14 protein-coding genes are annotated in these 20,291 nt (G+C 63.6%); 8 read left to right on the top strand and 6 right to left on the bottom strand.

The window, feature by feature from the left end:
• The first annotated feature begins 6 nt into the window (after positions 1–6).
• The 3 genes from KCX70_RS04525 to KCX70_RS04515 all read left to right on the top strand — a co-directional run bounded on the left by KCX70_RS04525 (position 7) and on the right by KCX70_RS04515 (position 3,117).
• Positions 7–516, top strand: coding sequence for a DUF2271 domain-containing protein (locus KCX70_RS04525; protein WP_212619430.1), 510 nt, complete (start codon positions 7–9; stop codon positions 514–516).
• A gap of 29 nt (positions 517–545) precedes the next feature.
• Complete coding sequence (locus KCX70_RS04520) at positions 546–1,415, top strand: DUF4198 domain-containing protein (protein ID WP_212619429.1); 870 nt, start codon at positions 546–548, stop codon at positions 1,413–1,415.
• Positions 1,416–1,590: 175 nt separating this feature from the next.
• The gene (locus KCX70_RS04515) at positions 1,591–3,117 is read left to right on the top strand and encodes a sulfite reductase subunit alpha (protein WP_336512533.1); all 1,527 of its coding nucleotides are present in this window, start codon (positions 1,591–1,593) and stop codon (positions 3,115–3,117) included.
• Between the two features lie 339 nt (positions 3,118–3,456).
• Here KCX70_RS04515 and KCX70_RS04510 read toward each other — a convergent pair whose 3' ends face one another.
• The gene (locus tag KCX70_RS04510; RefSeq protein WP_212619428.1) at positions 3,457–5,727 is read right to left on the bottom strand and encodes a TonB-dependent receptor; all 2,271 of its coding nucleotides are present in this window, start codon (positions 5,725–5,727) and stop codon (positions 3,457–3,459) included.
• A gap of 157 nt (positions 5,728–5,884) precedes the next feature.
• Between KCX70_RS04510 and KCX70_RS04505 the strand changes: the two genes are divergently transcribed.
• Both KCX70_RS04505 and KCX70_RS04500 read left to right on the top strand, forming a co-directional pair.
• On the top strand, positions 5,885–6,565 hold the full coding sequence (locus KCX70_RS04505; protein WP_021208755.1) for a Fe2+-dependent dioxygenase: 681 nt from the start codon (positions 5,885–5,887) through the stop codon (positions 6,563–6,565).
• Positions 6,566–7,381, top strand: a complete 816-nt coding sequence (locus KCX70_RS04500) for a tetratricopeptide repeat protein (RefSeq protein ID WP_212619427.1) — start codon at positions 6,566–6,568, stop codon at positions 7,379–7,381.
• A gap of 64 nt (positions 7,382–7,445) precedes the next feature.
• Here the strand turns inward: KCX70_RS04500 and KCX70_RS04495 are convergent, their stop codons facing one another.
• The gene (locus KCX70_RS04495) at positions 7,446–8,609 is read right to left on the bottom strand and encodes a type III PLP-dependent enzyme (RefSeq protein ID WP_212619426.1); all 1,164 of its coding nucleotides are present in this window, start codon (positions 8,607–8,609) and stop codon (positions 7,446–7,448) included.
• A 507-nt stretch (positions 8,610–9,116) separates the two neighbouring features.
• Here KCX70_RS04495 and KCX70_RS04490 point away from each other — a divergent pair.
• From KCX70_RS04490 to KCX70_RS04480, 3 genes are all read left to right on the top strand, one after another.
• Complete coding sequence (locus tag KCX70_RS04490) at positions 9,117–10,700, top strand: peptide chain release factor 3 (RefSeq protein ID WP_212619425.1); 1,584 nt, start codon at positions 9,117–9,119, stop codon at positions 10,698–10,700.
• 67 nt (positions 10,701–10,767) lie between these two features.
• A complete protein-coding gene (locus KCX70_RS04485) occupies positions 10,768–11,076 on the top strand; it encodes a hypothetical protein (RefSeq protein ID WP_021208759.1) in 309 nt (102 codons plus the stop codon).
• A gap of 37 nt (positions 11,077–11,113) precedes the next feature.
• Positions 11,114–11,521 (top strand): endonuclease domain-containing protein, encoded by a 408-nt coding sequence (locus KCX70_RS04480; RefSeq protein ID WP_212619424.1) that lies wholly within the window; start codon positions 11,114–11,116, stop codon positions 11,519–11,521.
• 606 nt (positions 11,522–12,127) lie between these two features.
• Here the strand turns inward: KCX70_RS04480 and KCX70_RS04475 are convergent.
• From KCX70_RS04475 to ptsP, 4 genes are all read right to left on the bottom strand, one after another.
• Positions 12,128–14,533 carry a membrane-bound PQQ-dependent dehydrogenase, glucose/quinate/shikimate family gene (locus KCX70_RS04475; protein ID WP_212619423.1) on the bottom strand — a complete coding sequence of 802 codons (2,406 nt, stop codon included), beginning with the start codon at positions 14,531–14,533 and terminating at the stop codon, positions 12,128–12,130.
• Between the two features lie 116 nt (positions 14,534–14,649).
• Positions 14,650–16,389, bottom strand: a complete 1,740-nt coding sequence (locus KCX70_RS04470) for a PTS fructose-like transporter subunit IIB (RefSeq protein ID WP_212619422.1) — start codon at positions 16,387–16,389, stop codon at positions 14,650–14,652.
• Positions 16,390–16,409: 20 nt separating this feature from the next.
• The gene (gene pfkB, locus KCX70_RS04465; RefSeq protein ID WP_212619421.1) at positions 16,410–17,348 is read right to left on the bottom strand and encodes a 1-phosphofructokinase; all 939 of its coding nucleotides are present in this window, start codon (positions 17,346–17,348) and stop codon (positions 16,410–16,412) included.
• Positions 17,348–20,230 carry a phosphoenolpyruvate--protein phosphotransferase gene (gene ptsP, locus KCX70_RS04460; RefSeq protein WP_212619420.1) on the bottom strand — a complete coding sequence of 961 codons (2,883 nt, stop codon included), beginning with the start codon at positions 20,228–20,230 and terminating at the stop codon, positions 17,348–17,350. The genes pfkB and ptsP overlap by 1 nt, the downstream gene beginning before the upstream one ends.
• Positions 20,231–20,291 lie beyond the last annotated feature (61 nt).

Genomic DNA, 20,291 nt, shown 5'->3' with positions numbered 1-20,291 from the left:
TCCTCAATGCGCAAGTCGTTGCTGCTGCCCCTCGCTCTGCTCAGCTCGCCGCTGATGGCAGCCGAGCTTCAAGTAACGGTCGAAATTCCCCGATTGCAGGTGGCGGAATATCACCGCCCTTACGTCGCGATATGGCTGGAGAAACCCGACCAGAGCCATGTGGCCGACCTGGCGGTCTGGTACGACATGAAGATGAAGGATAACGAAGGCCAGAAGTGGCTGAAGGATTTGCGACATTGGTGGCGCCGTAGCGGCCGCAGCCTGGAAATGCCGGTGGACGGCATCAGCTCGGCCACCCGCGCCGTTGGCAGCCACACCCTGAGTTTCGACAGCGACAAAGCACCTCTCAGAGATATGCCGCCGGGCGACTATCGTCTGGTCGTCGAGGCCGCGCGTGAAGTTGGGGGGCGCGAACTGCTGCGCGTTCCGTTCAGCTGGCCTGCCTCTGAGCAGCAAAGCCATCAAGCCCAGGGCGAAAGCGAACTGGGCGCCGTTTCCCTAACGCTCAAACCCTGAACAACCACTCCCATTCAAGGAAGCTCGCGATGAAACCGATGCTCAAATGGACCGCCCTGGCGCTGGCCGTCTGCCTGCCGCTGTCGGCTCAGGCGCACCGCGCCTGGATGCTGCCGTCCGCAACCGTGTTGTCAGGAGAAGATCCGTGGGTGACCGTCGACGCAGCCGTCTCCAATGATTTGTTCTACTTCGAGCATTTCCCGATGCGCCTCAAGGGCATCGGCGTCGACAACGCACCGGCTGGCGGCCCCCAGGGCATGCGCCGTCCGGTCCCGGAACTGCAACTGATCGCGCCAGACGACTCGCAGCTCAAAGCCGAGAACGGCAACCTCGGGCGCTACCGCACAACCTTCGACCTGCACCTGACCCAGAAAGGTACCTACAAACTGGCGGTCGCCAATGACGGTCTGTTCGCCAGCTGGAAGGAAAACGGTGAAACTCGCCGCTGGATGGGCACTGCCGACAGCTTCGCCAAGGATGTTCCGGCCAAGGCCGAAGACCTCAAGGTCGCTCAGACCAGCAGCCGGATGGAAGTATTCGTGACCTCTGGCAATCCGACCGAAGACGTGCTGACACCCACAGGCAAGGGCCTCGAACTGTCTCCTGTCACGCACCCAAACGATCTGTTTGCAGGCGAAGCCGCTGAATTCGTCTTCCTGCTCGACGGCAAACCGGCTTCGGACGTGGAAATCAGCGTGATTCCAGGCGGCAACCGCTATCGCGACGAGCTGGGCGAGATCAAGGCGAAGACCGACACGCAGGGGAAGGTCAGCATCACCTGGCCGAATGCCGGCATGTACTGGCTGGAAGCCGAGCTGAAGACCGATAAAGGCGTGGCCAAGCCCGCCACCGAACGCCGGGCCAGCTACAGCGCAACGCTTGAGGTACTACCACAGTAAAAACTGCGTGTGCTGCAGCGACGGGAAGTGTTCGTCGCTGCGGCACCCGTTTGGCATACGTGCCGATACCCGGCGCAAGGGCGCCACACCAACCATCTCAATTTCGACCATCAGACCCCAGGAGACGGCTACTTTGGCCCGCAATACCGCGCTCCTGCGCTACGCGCCGCTGTTGATGTGCATGGCGCTTGCCGTTTGGCTGTTCTGGTGGCACCCATCCCGAGCCGTTTCCGCTCTGATGGTTCTCGCAGCCTATGTCGGCGTTTGTCTGCATATCTGGCATCACCATCGAAAGCACACACAACCTTCAGCCGCGGCTCTTGCGCCCGGCAGCTTGCTGATTGGCTATGCCAGCCAAGGCGGCCAAGCGCGTGACTTGGCCGAACGCAGTGCCGAACAATTGCGCGATGCCGGGCTCACGGTAGACGTCCGGCCTTTGAGCGCTGTGGACCCGATAGCGCTGACCAAACAGCGCCGAGCCTTGTTCATCCTGAGCACCTACGGAGAAGGCGAAGCACCGGACAACGCGGCGCGCTTCGAGCAGCGCCTTTTGCAACAAAAGCTGGTGCTGTCGGACCTGGAGTTCGCCCTGCTCGCGCTCGGCGACCGGCAATACGCCCACTTCTGCGGATTCGCCCGACGAATCGACGCCCGCCTGCGCGCACTCGGCGCACTGCCGTTATTCGATCGACTGGAGGCTGATCGCGCGGACCCCGGCACGCTGCGTCATTGGCAACACCAGCTTGGCCATATCAGCGGCCGCAGCGACTTCACTGACTGGCAACCGGCGCCGTACCAACCCTGGAGGCTGCAGAGCCGAACCCTGCTCAACCCAGGCAGCCAGGGGGCCCCGGTTTATCAGCTGACCCTGTGCCCTCAAGGTGAGGTGCCGCAATGGCAAGCGGGCGACATTGCCGAGGTCGGTCCTCGCCACGACCAACTCGAAGTGGATCAATGGCTTCGTCAGCTGGGCGTCGACCCAGAGGCGACTGTAGACGGTAAGCAAACCATCGCCGCCGCTCTTGCCGCCCGGCGCTGGCCAGCGGAGCGTGCACGTCTGCAAGGCTGCGATCTGGACACGCTTCTGGCCTTGCCACCCCTGCCCCACCGGGAATACTCCATCGCTTCGATCCCTGCCGAAGGCCATGTACGGCTATTGGTGCGTGAGGCCCGGCATCAGGATGGCCGCCTCGGGCTGGGTTCAGGTTGGCTGTGCCGACATGCAGAACTGGGCAGGTCTATCGACCTCCGTATCCGGTCAAACCCCAGCTTTCATGGCGTCGATCCGTTAACGCCGATGATCCTGATCGGCAACGGAACTGGCCTGGCTGGTCTGCGCGCCCACCTGCGCGAACGTGCGACGACGCCTGGCTCGCGCAACTGGCTGATGTTCGGCGAACGCAACGCGGCACATGACCAGCTCTTGCGCGAAGAGCTGGAAGGCTGGCTGCACGCTGGCCATCTGGAGCGGCTTGACCTCGCGTTTTCCCGCGACCAAACGGACAAAATCTACGTTCAGCACTTGCTCCGCGATGCGGCGGATGACCTTCGCCAATGGCTCAACGAAGGCGCGGCGCTCTATATATGCGGCAGCCTCGAAGGCATGGGCCGAGAAGTGCAGCAGATCCTTAGCGGCATCCTGGGTGAGGCGCAGCTGCAAACGCTGGCAGAACAGGGCCGCTATCGACGCGACCTGTATTAAGCCCTCCGCTGCAGTGCATTGGTTTGTTCGTGCCGAATGCCTAGCCCTGGCGGGATATCCGCGCGTTTCTTCAGCCTGTTCGACCCCTGGAAAAGATCAGTCATCAGCAGTATCGAGGCGCCTGGACTTTCAACGAATAGCCCCGTTGGCTGATGCTGCGTTAGATCGCGGCCGCATTCGGCGCGTACTTCACCACCTGGCAGCCTGCTGCGGCGCCCGCCTATGTCAACCCGGCTGAAGGTTAAAAACAGTCAGCCTGAAAACAAAACCCCGCCATTGGCGGGGTTTTGTTGTTATCGCGTCGAGGCAACCAGAGCGCGCCTCCACTTCTAGTTTCGATCAGAAGTGAAAGTTCGTGCTCAGCAATGCCGTGCGGCCTGCGGCCTGGCTGGCGTAGTGCGCGCCGTATGCCTTGTCGTAGTAGGTCTCGTCCGTCAGGTTCTGCACGTTTACCTGCAAATCCAAGTTCTTGTTCACCTTGTAGCTGGCCATTGCGTCGTAGCGCCAGTAAGAGTCGACCAACAATGAGTTCGCAGTGTTGCCGTAAACCTCATCGACATAGAACGCACCGCCGCCTACCGCAAACTTCTCGGTCACGTCATAGGTGGTCCAAAGGCTGAAGCTATGGTTTGGCGTGTTCGGCAGCTGGTTGCCGTTATCGGGGTTCGACTGGCTGGTGACAGCTCCCGCGCGATTGCCTACCGCGCCGCCTTCTACGAGTTCACTGTCGAGATAGCTGTAACCGGCAAACACATTCCATTTGCGGGTCAGGCGACCGGTCGCGGTCAGCTCGTAGCCATCCACCCGAGTCTTGCCGACGTTCTCGTAGGTGTAGTTGCTTGCCAGTACTCGGGCGTTGTCCTTCTCTGTACGGAACACTGCAGCCCCCAGGGACAGGCGGTTATCGAGCAGGTCCCACTTGGTCCCGATCTCATAGTTGGTGGTCTCTTCCGGCTCCATGTCGCTGGCGAGGCTACCGACAGTGCCGTTGCCATTAGCCAAGCCGTTGGACTCGACACCTTCGCCCAGCGTCGAGCCGGGTGGCGTCGCAGAAGTCGCATAGGAGACATAGATGCTGCCGTTCTCGACAGGCTTGTAGACCAGACCCAACTGACCGGTGACGAACTCGCTGGTGTCTTCGATGCGAGTGACGCCACTAGCCGCAGTGGTCTTGGCGCTGGTGTCGAAATAGTCATAGCGCACGCCCATGCTCAACAGCCACTGCTGGGTCAGTTCCAGGGTGTCGAATGCCCACAGCGCACGGGTATCGGCATCGGTTTCGGTACCGTAGTAATTGCGAGTGATGGTGCCCGTGTAGGCCTGGTTGTAGTTCGGGTTCGATAACGAGGTGCAATCGCCCGAGGCGATGAGCGCGGGTGTACAGGTCCCAGCACTGGTGCCCGCCAGGTTGTAACCGGAGCGGTCCGCATTCTCGCGGCCAAACTCGACGCCAAAGGAGAAACTGTTCTTGAAGCCGGCAATCACGGTTTCGCCAAACAGCTCGGTCTGGTTGATCGTGCTGGTCGTGTTGCTGACGCGCTGGTTCGCACGGCGGAAGACCAAGTCATTGGCAACGTTGCCCTTGCTGTCGTCCGGCTGGCTCCAGATGTAGTCCTGCATGGAACTGCCGTGACGCAGCGTGTTCTTGATCGTCAGGTTATCGTTCAGGTCGTGCTCGACCGCAATTGTCGAGGTATCGGCGCGGCCCTTGGAGAAGTCGCGGTCTTTCAGGCCGTAATAGTTACTGCTATCGCCGCCATCGGTAGGCTTGTCTGGGTTGGCCGAGCTGCGATTGGCCGACAAGGTATAAGGGATACCGGAGTCGGGCAGGTCATCGTTTTCCATGTGGTAATGGTCGAGGAACAGACGGGTCGGCGTACCCAGCCCAAAGGCCAGCGACGCAGCGAGACCCCAACGGTCGTTATTGACCGCGTCGCGACCCGCGACGTTGCTCTCGTGGCTCATCAGGTTCAACCGGCCTGCCGAGGTTTCGTTGAACTGGTAATTGCCATCGAGGGTGTAGCGCTGGGTCTGATCGGAACCCCAGGTGAATCCACCGTCAAGCGAGTTGCCGAGGTGCGCCTTCTTGCTCACCAGGTTGATGCTGCCGCCAGCCGAGTTGCGCCCGCCCATGGCAGAGTCGGAACCCTTGACCACTTCTATCGCTTCGACAGCGAAAATTTCGCGGCTCTGAGCGCCGGTGTCACGCACACCGTCGAGGTACATGCTGCTCTGGGAATCAAAACCGCGAATGAACGGACGGTCCCCGGTGGGATTACCGCCTTCGCCCGCACCCATGGTGATGCCTGGCACCGTGCGCAGGGCGTCCTGCAGGTTCAGTGAATTGGTGTCCTTCAACACCTGCTGAGGTACGACAGTGACCGAACGAGGCGTATCGCGAAGCGGAGCGGTGTACTTGGATGACTGCGCCTGATCGACCTTGTAGTGGCCGTCTACAGCATCGCCCGTTACCGTCGTGGTACCGAGGCTGAGCGGCGCGGTCTGGTCAGCCTGCGCCAGTTGCGCAGCGGACATGCCAGTGATAGCCACACCTACGGCCGTGGCGAGCAAGCGAGGAGTTGAAGCAGGGCGATCCAAGGACATCGACATATTATTCTCAGTAGGTAACGCGGAGGACGCGAAATCTAGAACAAACAATAATCGATATCAATTGCCATTAAGAAAATTCCTGAAATAATCCCCGGCTCATCTGGTAGATCCAACACGTGCTCGATCCGCCTACCTTCTGACCTCTACGGCTACCGACATGCTTCTGCACATACCCGCCATCTTCAGCCCCGACGAAGTCAAACGTATCCGCAGCGCGTTGGAGCAAGCCCCCTGGGCTGACGGCAAGGTCACGGCCGGCTATCAATCCGCCAAAGCCAAGCACAACCTGCAATTGCCTGACGACTCCCCGCTGGCACGGGAGATCTCCGAGGCCATGCTGCAGCGTCTTTGGCAGAACCCGCTGTTCATGTCCGCCGCGCTCCCGAACAAGGTCTTTCCACCGCTGTTCAACTGCTACACCGGAGGCGGCTCGTTCGGTTACCACATCGACAATGCCATCCGGCAGGTGAAGAACAGCCCGGAGCGCGTCCGCACCGATGTGTCGTCAACGCTGTTCTTCAGCGATCCGGACAGCTACGACGGCGGCGAGCTGGTCATTCAGGACACCTACGGCGCTCAGCGGGTCAAGTTTGCCGCCGGCGACCTGGTGCTCTACCCGTCGACCAGCCTGCACAAAGTCGAGCCGGTCACCCGTGGCGCACGCATCGCTTCATTCTTCTGGACGCAGAGCCTGGTTCGCGATGATGGACAGCGGACCCTGCTCTACGAGATGGACCAGGCGATTCAGCAGCTGACTCGCGACGTACCGGACCATCCCTCGCTCGTTCAACTGACCGGCACGTACCACAACCTGCTGCGTCGTTGGTCGGACGTCTAAGTGACCTACCTACCTCGCCGTAACGAAGTATCGCCCGACCAGTTGCCCGACATGCTGGTGGGCGAACCACGAGAGGCGGCTCGGACCATCCTCGCCGCCGCCGAAACCGGCCTGGCGGACGCCCAGGTGATGCTCGGCCAGATTTTGCTGGAGGGCCGAGGGATACAGCGCGATCCGGTGCTGGCCGTTCGTTGGTTTCGCATCGCCCGCGCGCAAGGCAATGCGATGGCGCACAACATGCTCGGCCGTTGCCTGGAGCACGGCTGGGGCTGCAATCCGGCCCCGTCGGCCGCTGCCAGCGAATACCGCAAGGCAGCCGAACAGGGTCTCGACTGGGCCATGTACAACCTGGCCAACCTGTTTGCCACTGGCCGCGGCGTCGCGCAGGATCAGGCGCAAGCCTTGGCGCTGTATCGCCAGGCAGCAACGCTGGGCCATGCGAAGTCGATGAATCTGCTGGGGCGTTACCTGGAAGAAGGACTGGTGGTGCCCGCCGATCCTGCCGCAGCCCTCGAGTGGTATCGACGCGCTGCCGAAGCCGGTGATTTTCGCGGTCAGTTCAGTTACGCCGCGGTGCTGATCACTCAACAGCAGTGGGACGAAGCGCGTCGCTGGTTGATCCAGGCATTGGCGACCGGACACTTGAATTTCTTGCGCAAGGCGCGGGACGAGCTGTTGGCGGTGCGTATCGAACACATTGCCGACATCACCATGGCGTACGTCGCCCGCTGCGCCGATATCGGTGACCAGGGCGACCGACTGCTTGCCCGGGAGATCACTACGACACGCCCTGATCTGCTTGAGCCCGACGCCTGAAATAGCCGAACGGCAGATACAGAAACGCCGCGAACTTCGCGGCGTTTCTGTATAGCGGTGCGGCTTAGAGGTAGTAAGCCTTCAGCGGCGGGAAGCCGTTGAATTCCACCGCGCTGTAGCTGGTGGTGTAGGCGCCGGTGGAGAACCAATACAGGCGGTCGCCGCTCGAGAGGTTCAGCGGCAGGCCGTACTTGTAGTGCTCGTACATGATGTCCGCGCTGTCACAGGTCGGGCCGGCGATGACGACTTCTTCCATCTCGCCCTTCTTTTCGGTCCAGATCGGAAACTTGATGGACTCGTCCATGGTTTCGATCAGCCCGCTGAACTTGCCCACGTCGGTGAACACCCAGCGCTCGACCGCGGTGCGCGACTTGCGCGATACCAGCACCACTTCGCTCACCAGCACGCCGGCGTTGGCGATCAGCGAGCGGCCCGGCTCAAGGATGATCTCGGGCAGGTCATCGCCGAAGTCGTCCTTCAGGAAGCGGATGATTTCGTCGGCGTAGGTGGTCAGGTCGTTGGTCTTGGCGATGTAGTTCGCCGGGAAGCCGCCGCCCATGTTGATCATCTGCAGGACGATGCCGTCCTCTTCCTTCAAACGCTCGAAGATCACCTTGACCTTGGCGATGGCGGCGTCCCAGACGTCGATGTCGCGCTGCTGCGAGCCGACATGGAAGGACACGCCGTACGGCACCAGGCCCAGCTGCTTGGCCAGGATCAGCAGATCCAGCGCCATGTCGGTCTGGCAGCCGAACTTGCGCGACAGCGGCCAGTCGGCGGTGTTGGAGCCTTCGGTGAGGATCCGCACATAGACCTTCGAGCCCGGCGCGGCCTTGGCGATGTTGCGCAGGTCGGCTTCCGAGTCGGTGGCGTACATGCGTACGCCCTTGTCGTAAAAGTAACGGATGTCCTTGGCTTTCTTGATGGTGTTGCCGTAGCTGATGCGCTCCGGGCCAACGCCGGTAGCCATGACCTTGTCCAGCTCGTAGATCGAGGCGATGTCGAAGTTCGAGCCCTTGTCGCGCAGCAGTTCGGTGATCTCGGTGGCCGGGTTGGCCTTCACCGCGTAGTAGATCTTGGCGAACGGAAAGTTGCTGACCAGCTGGTCGTACGAATCACTGATGATTTTCGTGTCGATGACGACGAACGGGGTTTCGCGTTCATCGGCGAAGGCCTTCATCTTCTGGAAGGTTTCGCGCGGATAGTAGTCTTCGATCTTGATCGACATGCAGGGCTCCAGTTGGCGGAACGGAAGAGTGAGCAGGGGGTGGCGCAAGGCCTCGAACGTCTGACAGTTTCCCCATTTTGGTTCGCCTACTTCCCAAGGCATGTCGCCGAGCATCACCGGTCCCGGTGAACCTGCGAGCCATGCTCGTCGGGTTCGAAAAACCGGCAACCTCTCGTCGTCAGTACTTGAGCCGGATGGATCGTTTCCAGCATGGACGTTCGGGCGCGAACTTTAGAACCACAGCTGTTCGAGATCAACGAAAAATCCGTACTCACTCCCTTTTTCGAACGGTCTTGGCAAACCTACCGTATTCAAACCGACCGATATGACGCGGGGATGTTCCGATCGCATCGGCCCGCCACGCTTATTCAGCGTAACGGCATGGCGCAGGAACACCACCGGCAACGACGGAGCAACCGGCCGTAACGACGGCAACGGCCAATATCGCGGCGGCTTTGCTGCTATAATCGCCGGCTTTTTCCGACACGCTTTCATACCGGGACCGCCATGACCTCTCAGGCCGCCGAAGTCGCGAAGCGCCGCACCTTCGCCATCATTTCCCACCCCGACGCGGGCAAGACCACCATCACCGAAAAGCTCCTGCTGATGGGTAAGGCGATTGCCGTGGCCGGTACCGTGAAGTCGCGTAAATCCGACCGCCACGCGACCTCCGACTGGATGGAAATGGAAAAGCAGCGCGGCATCTCCATCACCACCTCGGTGATGCAGTTCCCCTACCGCGAGCACATGATCAACCTGCTCGACACCCCCGGCCACGAAGACTTCTCGGAAGACACCTACCGCACCTTGACCGCGGTGGACTCGGCGCTGATGGTCCTCGACGGCGGTAAGGGCGTCGAGCCGCGCACCATCGCTCTGATGGACGTCTGCCGTCTGCGCGACACGCCCATCGTCAGCTTCATCAACAAGCTCGACCGCGACATCCGCGACCCGATCGAGCTGCTCGACGAGATCGAGGCGGTACTGAAGATCAAGGCCGCGCCCATCACCTGGCCGATCGGCTGCTACCGCGACTTCAAGGGCGTGTATCACCTCAAGGACGACTACATCATCGTCTACACGCCGGGCCACGGGCACGAGCGCACCGAGGTCAAGATCATCGAGAAGCTCGATTCCGACGAAGCGCGCAAGCACATCGGCGACGAGTACGAGCGCTTCCTCGAACAGCTCGAACTGGTCCAGGGCGCCTGCCACGAGTTCGACCAGGACGAGTTCCTCAGCGGTCAGCTGACCCCGGTGTTCTTCGGCACCGCGCTGGGCAACTTCGGGGTCGATCATGTGCTCGATGCGGTCGTCGACTGGGCGCCGCGCCCGCTGCCGCGCGCCGCCAACGAACGCGTGGTCGAGCCGGTCGAGGACAAGTTCACCGGCTTCGTCTTCAAGATCCAGGCGAACATGGACCCCAAGCACCGCGACCGCATCGCCTTCATGCGCATCTGTTCGGGCAAGTACGAGAAAGGCATGAAGCTGCGCCACGCTCGCATCGGCAAGGACATCCGCATCGCCGACGCCCTGACGTTCTTCTCCAGCGAGCGCGAGCAGCTGGAGGAAGCCTGGGCCGGGGACATCATCGGCCTGCACAACCACGGCACCATCCAGATCGGCGACACCTTCACCGAAGGCGAGAACCTCGGCTTCACCGGCATCCCACACTTCGCCCCGGAACTGTTCCGCCGCGTGCGCCTGAAGGACCCGCTGAAATCCAAACAGCTGCGCCAGGGCCTGCAGGAACTGGCCGAAGAAGGCGCCACCCAGGTGTTCTTCCCCGAGCGCAACAACGACATCATCCTCGGCGCGGTCGGCGTGCTGCAGTTCGACGTCGTCGCCAGCCGGCTGAAGGAGGAATACAAGGTCGAATGCGCCTACGAGGCGATCAACGTCTGGTCGGCGCGCTGGATCGAGTGCGACAACGAGAAGAAGCTCAAGGAATTCTCCGACAAGGCGTACGAGAACCTGGCAGTGGATGGCGGCGGCCACCTCACCTACCTGGCGCCGACGCGCGTCAACCTGAGCCTGATGGAAGAGCGCTGGCCGGAGGTGAAGTTCAGGGCAACGCGCGAGCATCATTGAGGCCTGCGACACGGGCCGGCGGAAGGCGTTAGGCTATGTTCGCGGTTTCACCTCCGGGAGCTACATCATGCGGCGTCTTCTGCTTGCGCTTGTGCTGTTCACCTCTGCCGCTGAGGCTGGGGTACTGATCAACAGTCCTTACTGGGTCGTTGCACTGACGTGCTCGAACAATCAGGAGTGCTATGCCGCGAGTAACGGCAGCTACACCGGCTCGTTGAACGGCGCACGACGCTTCGACGATCAGACCCAGGCGACGAAGTTTCTGGACAGCCTGACGTCCAGCCTGCGGGACAAATCGCCACGCCTGGAGCAGCATTCGGAGCAGCAATGCGTGGAGCCCAGCGGCAACCACCCCGTTCAGGGGAGACGCTGCTGAAAAGGCTTGAGCCAGGCTCTTTCACAAGGATCGTGAAATGCCTAACGAACGAGCATCACCCGGGCAACGCCTGTTCGCCCGACAACTGCGCACGCAGCTCACCGACTGCGAACGTCTACTGTGGCGACAGCTACGCAATCGAGGCCTGGCGGGGCTGAAGTTTCGTCGACAACATCCCTGCCCGCCGTATGTGCTGGACTTCTACTGCGCCGAACTGCATCTGGTGATCGAACTCGACGGCGGCCAGCACTATGACGAGGCCGGACTGGCGAAGGATCGCGTGCGCACCGCCTACCTGAGGCGCCAGGGCCTCGAGGTGCTGCGATTCAACAATATGGATGTGCTTGAGAACATGGATGGCGTTCTGGCAGAGGTCATGCGCTGGGTAGAAGTCCGCTCCCGTCACCACAGCCCTCTCCCCAGCGGGGAGAGGGGGCTGGACTGAGCGCGCTGGACGGTCTTGGTTTGTTCGACGCATCAGTCCCCCGATGCGCTGGAGAATTGAGATTGCGCTCTGACTGAACTCCCGAGCTGGCACGAAGCCCGCCCCAACCCTCTCCCCGGAGAGGAGAGGGGGCAGGATTGAGCGCGCTGGACGGTCGTGGCTTGTTCGACGCATCAGTACCCCCGATGCGCTGGAGATTGAGATTGCGCTCTGACTGAACTCCCGAGCTGGCACGAACCCCGACCCATCACCCCAACCCTCTCCCCGGAGGGGAGAGGGTTCAGGATTGAGCGCGCCGAATCATCGCCGTCATCCGGACCTCGGATTTTGGCTGAACGCGCCGACGGTCGCGGTTATGCGCAACCTGGCGACTTAGCTGAGCGCACCGGAGGATCATCGGTTGTCCCCAACCGGGTAAGGCCGGCCTGCACATCAGCCAGCATCAACACATACGACATCAAGCTGACTCACCGCCTGTCGGCCTGCACAAAGCCAGTCCCCTCTCCCCTTTGGGGAGAGGGCTAGGGTGAGGGGCGGACTTTCGGCGAATCTCTTCGTCGAGTCGAGCCGAGCCATCCCGGGAACTCACCAAAGGCCCTCGCCCCCTTATTCCCCTTCCTCATCAAGCGTAAAGGCCACGACCGAATCACCGATCTCGGTACCGAACGAGCCATGCCCACCGGCCATCTGCACAACGTACTGCTTGCCGGTCTTCTCCGATACATAAGTCATCGGTGTGGCCTGGCCGCCTGCCGGCAAACGGCCTTTCCACAGTTGCTCGCCCGTCTGCAAGTCATAGGCGCGCAGGTAGTAATCCAGCGTGCCGCTCATGAAAGCCACGCCACCTGCGGTGACAATCGGGCCGCCCAGTGCCGGCGTGCCGACCGGAAGCGGGATGGGGACTGGCGTGCTGTCGCGGCTGGTGCCGTTCTTGTGCAGCCAGACCTTCTTCATGGTGCGCAGATCGAAGCCGGTCACATAGCCCCACGGCGGGGTCTGGCACGGCAGGCCCAGCACCGACATGAACGGCTTGAGGCTGACCATGTACGGCGCGCCCAGGTTGGGTTGCAGCCCGGTTTCACCGCCGCCGGTGCGCTCGTCCGGCGCCACTTCGCTGCGTTTGACCATGGTGGAGACGAAGGCCAGGTAGTTCGGCGCGCCGAACAAGACCTGCCGGCTCGGATCCACCGCCACCGAGGGCCAGTTGAACGTGCCGACGTTACCCGGATAGATCAACGAACCACCCTCGGACGGCGGGGTGAAGTCGCCTTCGTAGCGCAGCTTGCGGAACTGGATGCGGCACATCATCTGGTCCAGCGGCGTGCCGCCCCACATGTCGTGCTCGTGCAGCGGTTCGTCCGGGGCGTAGCTGACCGAGGAGACGGGCTGGGTAGGTGCGGTGAATTCACCGTAGTCGGTCCCCTGCGGCACCGGGATTTCGCCCACCGGCACGATGGGCTCGCCAGTGCGGCGGTCGAGGATGTAGAGGTCGCCGCGCTTGGTCGGTTGAATGATGGCCGGCACCTTGCCCTCGGGCCGGTCGATGTCCACCAGCGTCGGCTGCGAAGGCAGGTCGCGGTCCCAGAGATCGTGATGCACGGTCTGGAATTCCCAGCGGATCTTGCCGGTCTCCAGATCCAGCGCCACCAAGGTGTCGGTGAAGCGCTCCGTTTCCGGGGTACGTGGTTTCGCCCACTGATCCGGCGTCTGGTTGCCGGTGGGGATGTAGACCAGCCCCAGGGATTCGTCGGCTACCGACGTGGTCCACCAGTTCGGCGTGCTGCGGGTATAGGTTTCTCCCGGTGCCAAAGGCTCGGAGGCGTCCGGATTGCCCGGGTCGAAATACCAGACCAGGTCGCCGCTGTGAACGTCGAACGCGCGCACGACGCCGCCGGGCGAATCCACCGCGCCGTTATCGGTGATCGAGCCGCCGACGATCACCAGTTTCTCGGTCACAACCGGCGGCGACGTCGGCAGGTAGACGCCCAGGGCACCTTCGCCGAGGCCTTCCTTCAGGTCGATCACACCGGCATCGCCGAAGTCCTCGCAAGGCTTGCCGTCGTCGACATCCAGGGCGACCAGCGTCGCATCGTTTGTGGGCAGGAACAGGCGGCGCTCACAACGTGCGGCGGGCTGGTCCGGCTGGTCAGTCGACGCCGCGGCGGCATAGCGCACACCATCATGGAAGGCCAGGCCCCGGCAGGTCATGTGCTGGTAGTACTCGGCCTTGCGATTGATGTTCGGGTCGTAACGCCAGCGCTCCTCGCCGGTATCGGCATCCAGTGCGATAGCGATGCTGTGTGGGGTGCAGATGAACAGGCTATTGCCGACCTTGAGCGGCGTCACCTCGTAGGTGAACTCGCCGGGATCGGTCGGTCCGGGCAGGTCGCCCGTGTGGTATTCCCAGGCTTTCTTGAGCTTGTCGACGTTGCGCGGGGTGATCAGGTCGGCGGTGGAATAGCGGTCGCCATGCTCGGATCCGCCATACGCCGGCCATTCGCTGGTCGTGCGCCCTGCCTGCCCCTGCGGGTTCAGGCCCTGCATCTGCGCATCGCTGAACTCGCCTTTGATCGAGTGATAGTCCTGCGTCAACGAAAACACCGCCATCAGCGCGCCGGCCACCAGGCCGATGCCGAGCAGTCCGCTGGCGCCGTCACGCCAGACCAGCCGGTCGCTGACGTAGCGGTTGACGAAAGGCAGGATCAGCCAGAGGCCGAGGATGCACCACAGGTCGATTCGTGGCGCCAGTTGCCACCAGTCGAAGCGAACCTCATAGATCGTCCAGGCCAACGTCGCCAGTAACAGCACCGCATACAGCCAAATCGCCGCGCGGTGTCGGGCGAACAGCAGCCCGGCGACCACCAGCAAACCAATGCCCGCGATCAGGTAATACCATGACCCGCCCAGCGCGGCGAGATAACCGCCGCCGAGCGCCATCAGCGCGCCCAGCACCAGCACCACCAGAGCGGTCAGCGTAATCCGTAAAGGACGGGGGCCGTATTCGATACTCATCACAATCTCCAGCCGGTTCGTTTTCTCTGAAACAAAAGCGGGTGGATGTCGTGCGATCTTCACCCGCTATCAGTGGATGCGACAGGCACGCCTTAGTTCAGCCTTTTGGCCTCGCGTCAGGCCGTGGCGCCGACCGCCAGAGGCTGTGCCTCGGGCTTTTTGATCACCGCATAGATCACTCCGGTCACCAGGCTGCCGGCCAGGATCGCGACCAGATACAGCAGCGCATGGTTGATGGCGTTGGGGATCAGCAGCACGAACAGCCCACCGTGGGGCGCCAGCAGCTTGGCGCCGAACGCCATGGACAGGGCACCGGTCAGCGCGCCGCCGGCAATGCTCGCCGGAATCACCCGCAGCGGGTCTTTCGCAGCGAAAGGAATCGCGCCTTCGGAGATAAAGCAGCAGCCCAGCACCAATGCCGCCTTGCCGGCTTCGCGCTCGGTCTGGGCGAACTTGCGGCGGGCGATCAGGGTGGCGATACCCATGCCGATGGGCGGCACCATGCCGGCGGCCATGGTCGCGGCCATTGGCGCGTAGCTTTGCGAGGCGAGCAGCCCGACCGAAAACGCATAGGCCGCCTTGTTAACCGGCCCGCCCAGGTCGACGCACATCATGGTGCCGAGCAGCAGCCCGAGCAGGATGGCGTTGGAGGTGCCCATGGTGTCGAGGAACTCGGTGAGTCCGGCGAGCATCTTCGCCACCGGCGCGCCGACCACGTAGATCATCACCAGCCCGGTGAACAGGCTCGCCAGCAGCGGGATGATCAGGATCGGCTTCAGCGATTCGATACTGGCCGGCAGAGGAATCCAGCGGCTGACTGCCTTGGCCGCATAGCCGGCGACGAAACCGGCGATGATGCCGCCGATGAAGCCCGCGCCGAGCGTGCCCGCCAGCAAGCCGCCGATCATGCCGGGCGCAAGGCCCGGGCGATCGGCGATTGAATAGGCGATGTAGCCAGCCAGCAGCGGCACCATCAGCTTGAAGGCCGTATCGCCGCCGATCTGCATCAGCGCCGCGGCCAGCGTGCCCTCCTCCTTGAAGGCCTCGATGCCGAAGACGAACGACAGCGCGATCATCAGGCCGCCGGCGACGACCATCGGCAGCATGTAGGAGACCCCGGTCAGCAGGTGCTTGTAGACGCCGGTCTTCTCGCCCTTCTGCTCGCCCGCTCCGGCACTGGCCGCAGCGCCACCGCTAAGCACCGCGCCTTCTTCCAGCGCGCGATCCAGCGTTGCCTCGGGTTGTTTCAGCGCCACACCGGTGCCACAGCGGAAGACGCGCTTGCCGGCGAAGCGGGCGACGTCCACTTCGATATCGGCGGCGAGCAGCACGACATCCGCCTCTTCGATGGCCTGGGGCTCGAGCACATTGCGCGCGCCAACCGAACCACGCGTCTCCACTTGCAGGTCATAACCCTTGCGCACGGCGGCTTGCTGCAGGGCCTCGGCGGCCATGAAGGTATGCGCAACGCCGGTCGGGCAGGCGGTGATCGCCACCAGCTTAGGCTTGCCGCTGGCCGGCGCGGCGTCGGCCTCATCGCTCTGTTGCAGTTCGGTCGCCGTCTCGGCGGCGCTGCGCAGGAAGCCCTCGGGATCGAGCAGCGCTTCGGAGGGCGTCGACTGCACCACGCGTTTGCCGACGAAGCGTTGCAGCGGCAGCGGCCCGGTCTTCACCACAACGACCAGATCGGCGTTGGCGATCTGTGCCGGCGTCAGCGGCGAGCCGATGGCCTTGGGGTCGTGGACTTCCACGGCGGTCGACCAGCCAAGACGCTGGGCGGCCGCTTCGAGCAGGCGTGACGTCAGCACGCTGGTGACCATTCCGTTGGGGCAGGCCGTGACGATGAGAAGATTCATTCCTTCACCTCTTATTCGAATTATTGGCTGAGCGGCTGGAGCCGGATCGCGGTTCCCAACTCGGCGAGCTGGGCCGTATCGGTGATGCCAAAGCCGACCTGCCCGACCGCCTGCGCCGCGATGGCGGTGGCGTGTGTGAGGGTGCGTTCGGCCGGCCAGCCTTCCAGCAAACCGTGAAGCATGCCGGCGAGCAGCGAGTCGCCGGCGCCGACGGTGCTGACGACCCGAACCTTCGGCGGATTGGCATGCAGTGCCGCGCTTGGCGAAAACCAGCTGACGCCGTGGGAACCCTTTGAAACCACCACATGCGCGATGCCTTCGGCTTGCAGGCGCCGTGCTTCGGCCGCGATCGCCGACGAATCGTCGAGCGCGACGCCCCGCGCCTCGCCCAGCTCATGTTCGTTGGGTTTGATCAGCCAGGGCGTGGCGGCCAGGCCTTCGCGCAACGCTGCGCCGCTGGTGTCCAGCGCCACGCGCGCACCCAGGCGCTTGAGCCGTTGCAGCAGCTCGACGAACCACTGCACCTCGATTCCACGCGGCAGGCTGCCGGCCACGACGACGAGGTCATGATCGGGCACCAGCCGTTCGAGCCGCGCCAGCAGCTCGTCGCACTGCGCCTCGCTCACCGCGAGCCCCGGACCGTTGATATCGGTGACGCGCCCATCCGCCTCGGCCAGCTTGAGGTTGCTGCGCGTGTCCCCCGCCACACGGACGAACTCGTCGGCAAAACCACGCGCGGCGAACAGTTGTTCGAACGCCTGCGGATTGCCCTCGCCGAGAAAGCCGGTGACGGTCAGCTGATGGCCGAGATCGGCCAGCACCTGGGCGACGTTGAGGCCCTTGCCGGCGGCGTGCACCTGCAGGCTGTCGCTGCGGTTGACCTCGCCCGGGCGCAGCGACGGCAGCTGCACGGTCAGGTCCAGCGCCGGATTAAGGGTGACGGTAAGGACACGGGCCATCAGCAGTGCTCCCCGACAAAGGCGCGCACTTCATGGGCACCGGGGAGCATCAATGCCTGTTGCGCCAAGCGCTGGCAGGCGACGAAATCAAGCTCGCGCACCCGCGCCTTGACCAGCGCGATACTGCGCGCCGAGACGCTCAATTCGTCCACTCCCAGCCCCACCAGCATTGGCACCGCCAGCGCATCGGCGGCCAGCTCGCCGCAGACGCCGACCCACTTGCCATGGGCGTGCGCTGCCTCGACGGTCATGCCGATCAGCCTGAGTACCGCCGGATGCAGCCCATCCGCTTGGCCGGACAGGCTCGGGTGCCCGCGGTCGATGGCCAGGGTGTATTGCGTGAGGTCGTTGGTGCCGATGCTGAAGAAGTCGACTTCCTGCGCCAGCACCGGCGCGATCAGCGCGGCGGATGGAACCTCGATCATGATGCCGACCTGCAGGTCCGCCACCGGCAGCTCGACGCGCAGGCGATCGACCATCGCTTTGGCGGTGCGCCATTCCTCGATGTTGCCGACCATGGGAAACATGATCCGCAGCGGCCGGCCGTCGGCCGAGGCGAGCAAGGCGCGCAGTTGGGTTTCGAGGATGTCCGGGCGTTGCAGGCTCAGACGAATGCCGCGCACACCGAGGAAGGGGTTCTCCTCGGCCGGCATCGGCCAGTACGGCAGCGGTTTGTCGCCGCCGACGTCCAGCGTGCGCACCACCAGCGGACGGCCTTCGAGGGCCTCCAGTACGCGGCGATACTCGGCCTGCTGGGCCGCCTGATCCGGGGCCTGGGAATGGGTCATGAACACCAGTTCGGTGCGCAGCAGGCCGATACCCTCGGCGCCCATTGCCACGGCTTCCGGCGTCTCGCCGGCTGCGCCGATATTGGCGGCAATTTCCACCGGATGCCCGTCGCGGGTGACTGCCGGCTCCAGCCGACGCTCATTTGCGAGCCGCTTGCGCTCTTCGCGGGCAGCGCGTTCGCTGCGTGCCTCCTCCAACTGCGCGTCGGTCGGTGAAACCAGCAGCTCGCCGCGTTCGCCGTCGAGCAGCAGCAGAGTGTTGGGCGCCAACCCGAGCACACCCGGCCCGGCGCCGACGATCGCCGGAATGCCCAGCGCCCGCGCGATGATCGCGCTATGCGACGTGGCGCCGCCACCCGCCGTTAGAATGCCGGCAACGCGCTGGGCGTTGAGCGTGGCTACATCCGAAGGCGCCACCTCTTCCATCACCAGGATGTAAGGCTCGTCCGGCGCCTGCTCGGCCTCGACGCCGGTCAGACAGGCCAGCACGCGGCGCCCGACATCGCGCAGGTCCGCGGCGCGCTCGGCCAGCAGCTTGTCGTGCAGCGCTTCCTGTTGTTGCGCCGCGCTTTCGATTTCCACCATCCAGGCCGCTTCGGCGCTCAGTCCCTTTTGCAACCGAACCTGCACTTCCTCGCGCAGCGCCGGGTCCTTGAGCATCGCCTGGTGGGTAGTGAAGATGTCGCGGATGCTGGAGACCTGGCTTTCGGCGATCAGCACGCCGATCTCGCCATGTACGCGCTCCAGTGCCGCATCCAGCCGCTGCAGTTCGACTGTCGGCGACTCGCCGCGTGTCGGGTAGTCGATCACCTGCGGTTTGCGCACCAGCACCGGGCCAATGGCGATGCCCGGCGAGGCGGCAATACCGTTCACCTGTTCACCGGCGCGCAGCGCGGCCTGCTCGATGGCCGATTCAGCAGGCCCCTGCGCCATGACCGGCGGCTCGCTCGCCTCGCCCGAAGCCGGTAGCGGCTCGACCTCCTCGCCCAAGCCTTCCTCGACCGCTCGCACCAGCGCCGGCAGCGCATCGCCGGCGATCGAGGGTTCGGCCATGAATTCCAGCACCTGGCCACGCTGCGCGCCCATCGCCAGCAGCTTGCTCAGGCTCTTGGCCGAGACGCCGGCGCTCTCGCTGCCGGCCTGACGCACGCGGATTTCGCCGTCGAAGGACTGGGCAATTTCAGTCAGCACCTTGGCCGGGCGTGCATGCAAACCATGGGCGTTGGCCAGCGGCACCCGAGCGCTCGGCCAATCGGCCGGCACCTCACCGCCGAGGGCTTCGAGTACCGTGCGACTGGACGTCGCCTCGCTCAATTCCTGCCCGCGCCCTTCGATCAGCAGGTTGCACAGCCGCTCGAGCATGGCCCGGTGCGCTTCGCCGAGGCTCGCCAGTACGAACAGGCCTTTGAGCGGCTGATCATGATGTTGAAGATCGGCAGCCGGCGTGACGAACGCCAGCCCTGGACGTTGCACCGACTGCTCGCTGCTCAGCCACCACAGGCCATCGCCCAGCGGCAGTGCCTGGTTCAGCGACAGGCTGGCGTTGAAACCAGGCTCCACGCACTGCGCACGCTTGAGCAGCTTGACGCCCTGCCACGCCAGCTCGTCGAAATCATCGGCGGCGACACCCAGCCCGACCAGTTGTCCATCCAGCGCCAACGCCTGCGGCGCTCCTTGCAGCAGATCGATGATCGCCTCGGGGCTTTCGGCTTTCCGCAGCGCGTCGCTGAGATCGCCCTCGCCCAGCGCTCGGGTCAACAACTGCAGCAACCGCAGGTGTTCATCCGAACGCGCGGCGATGCCAATGGCGAGGTACACCTGCTGCCCGTTGCCCCAATCGACGCCGCCGGGGAAATGCAGCAATCGCACGCCGGTGGTGAACACCTGATCGCGCGTTTCCGGCGTGCCGTGCGGAATGGCGATGCCCTGCCCGAGAAACGTCGAGCCCTGCGCTTCCCGCGCACGCAACCCGTCGAGGTAACCGGGCGCCACCAGCCCGTCCGCCACCAACACCTCGCTCAGCAACGTCAGCGCGGCAGGCTTGTCCGGCGCGGTCTGATGCATGTGGATGTGCTCTGCATTCAACTCAAGCATGGAAAACTCCTTGCGGGCTCGCGCTTATTGTTTTGGGCCGGTCGCCTCGGCCGACGGGGCG

Source organism: Stutzerimonas stutzeri, from assembly GCF_018138085.1.
GTDB lineage: Bacteria > Pseudomonadota > Gammaproteobacteria > Pseudomonadales > Pseudomonadaceae > Stutzerimonas > Stutzerimonas stutzeri_AI.
This window is presented reverse-complemented; position numbering and strand designations above follow the sequence as displayed.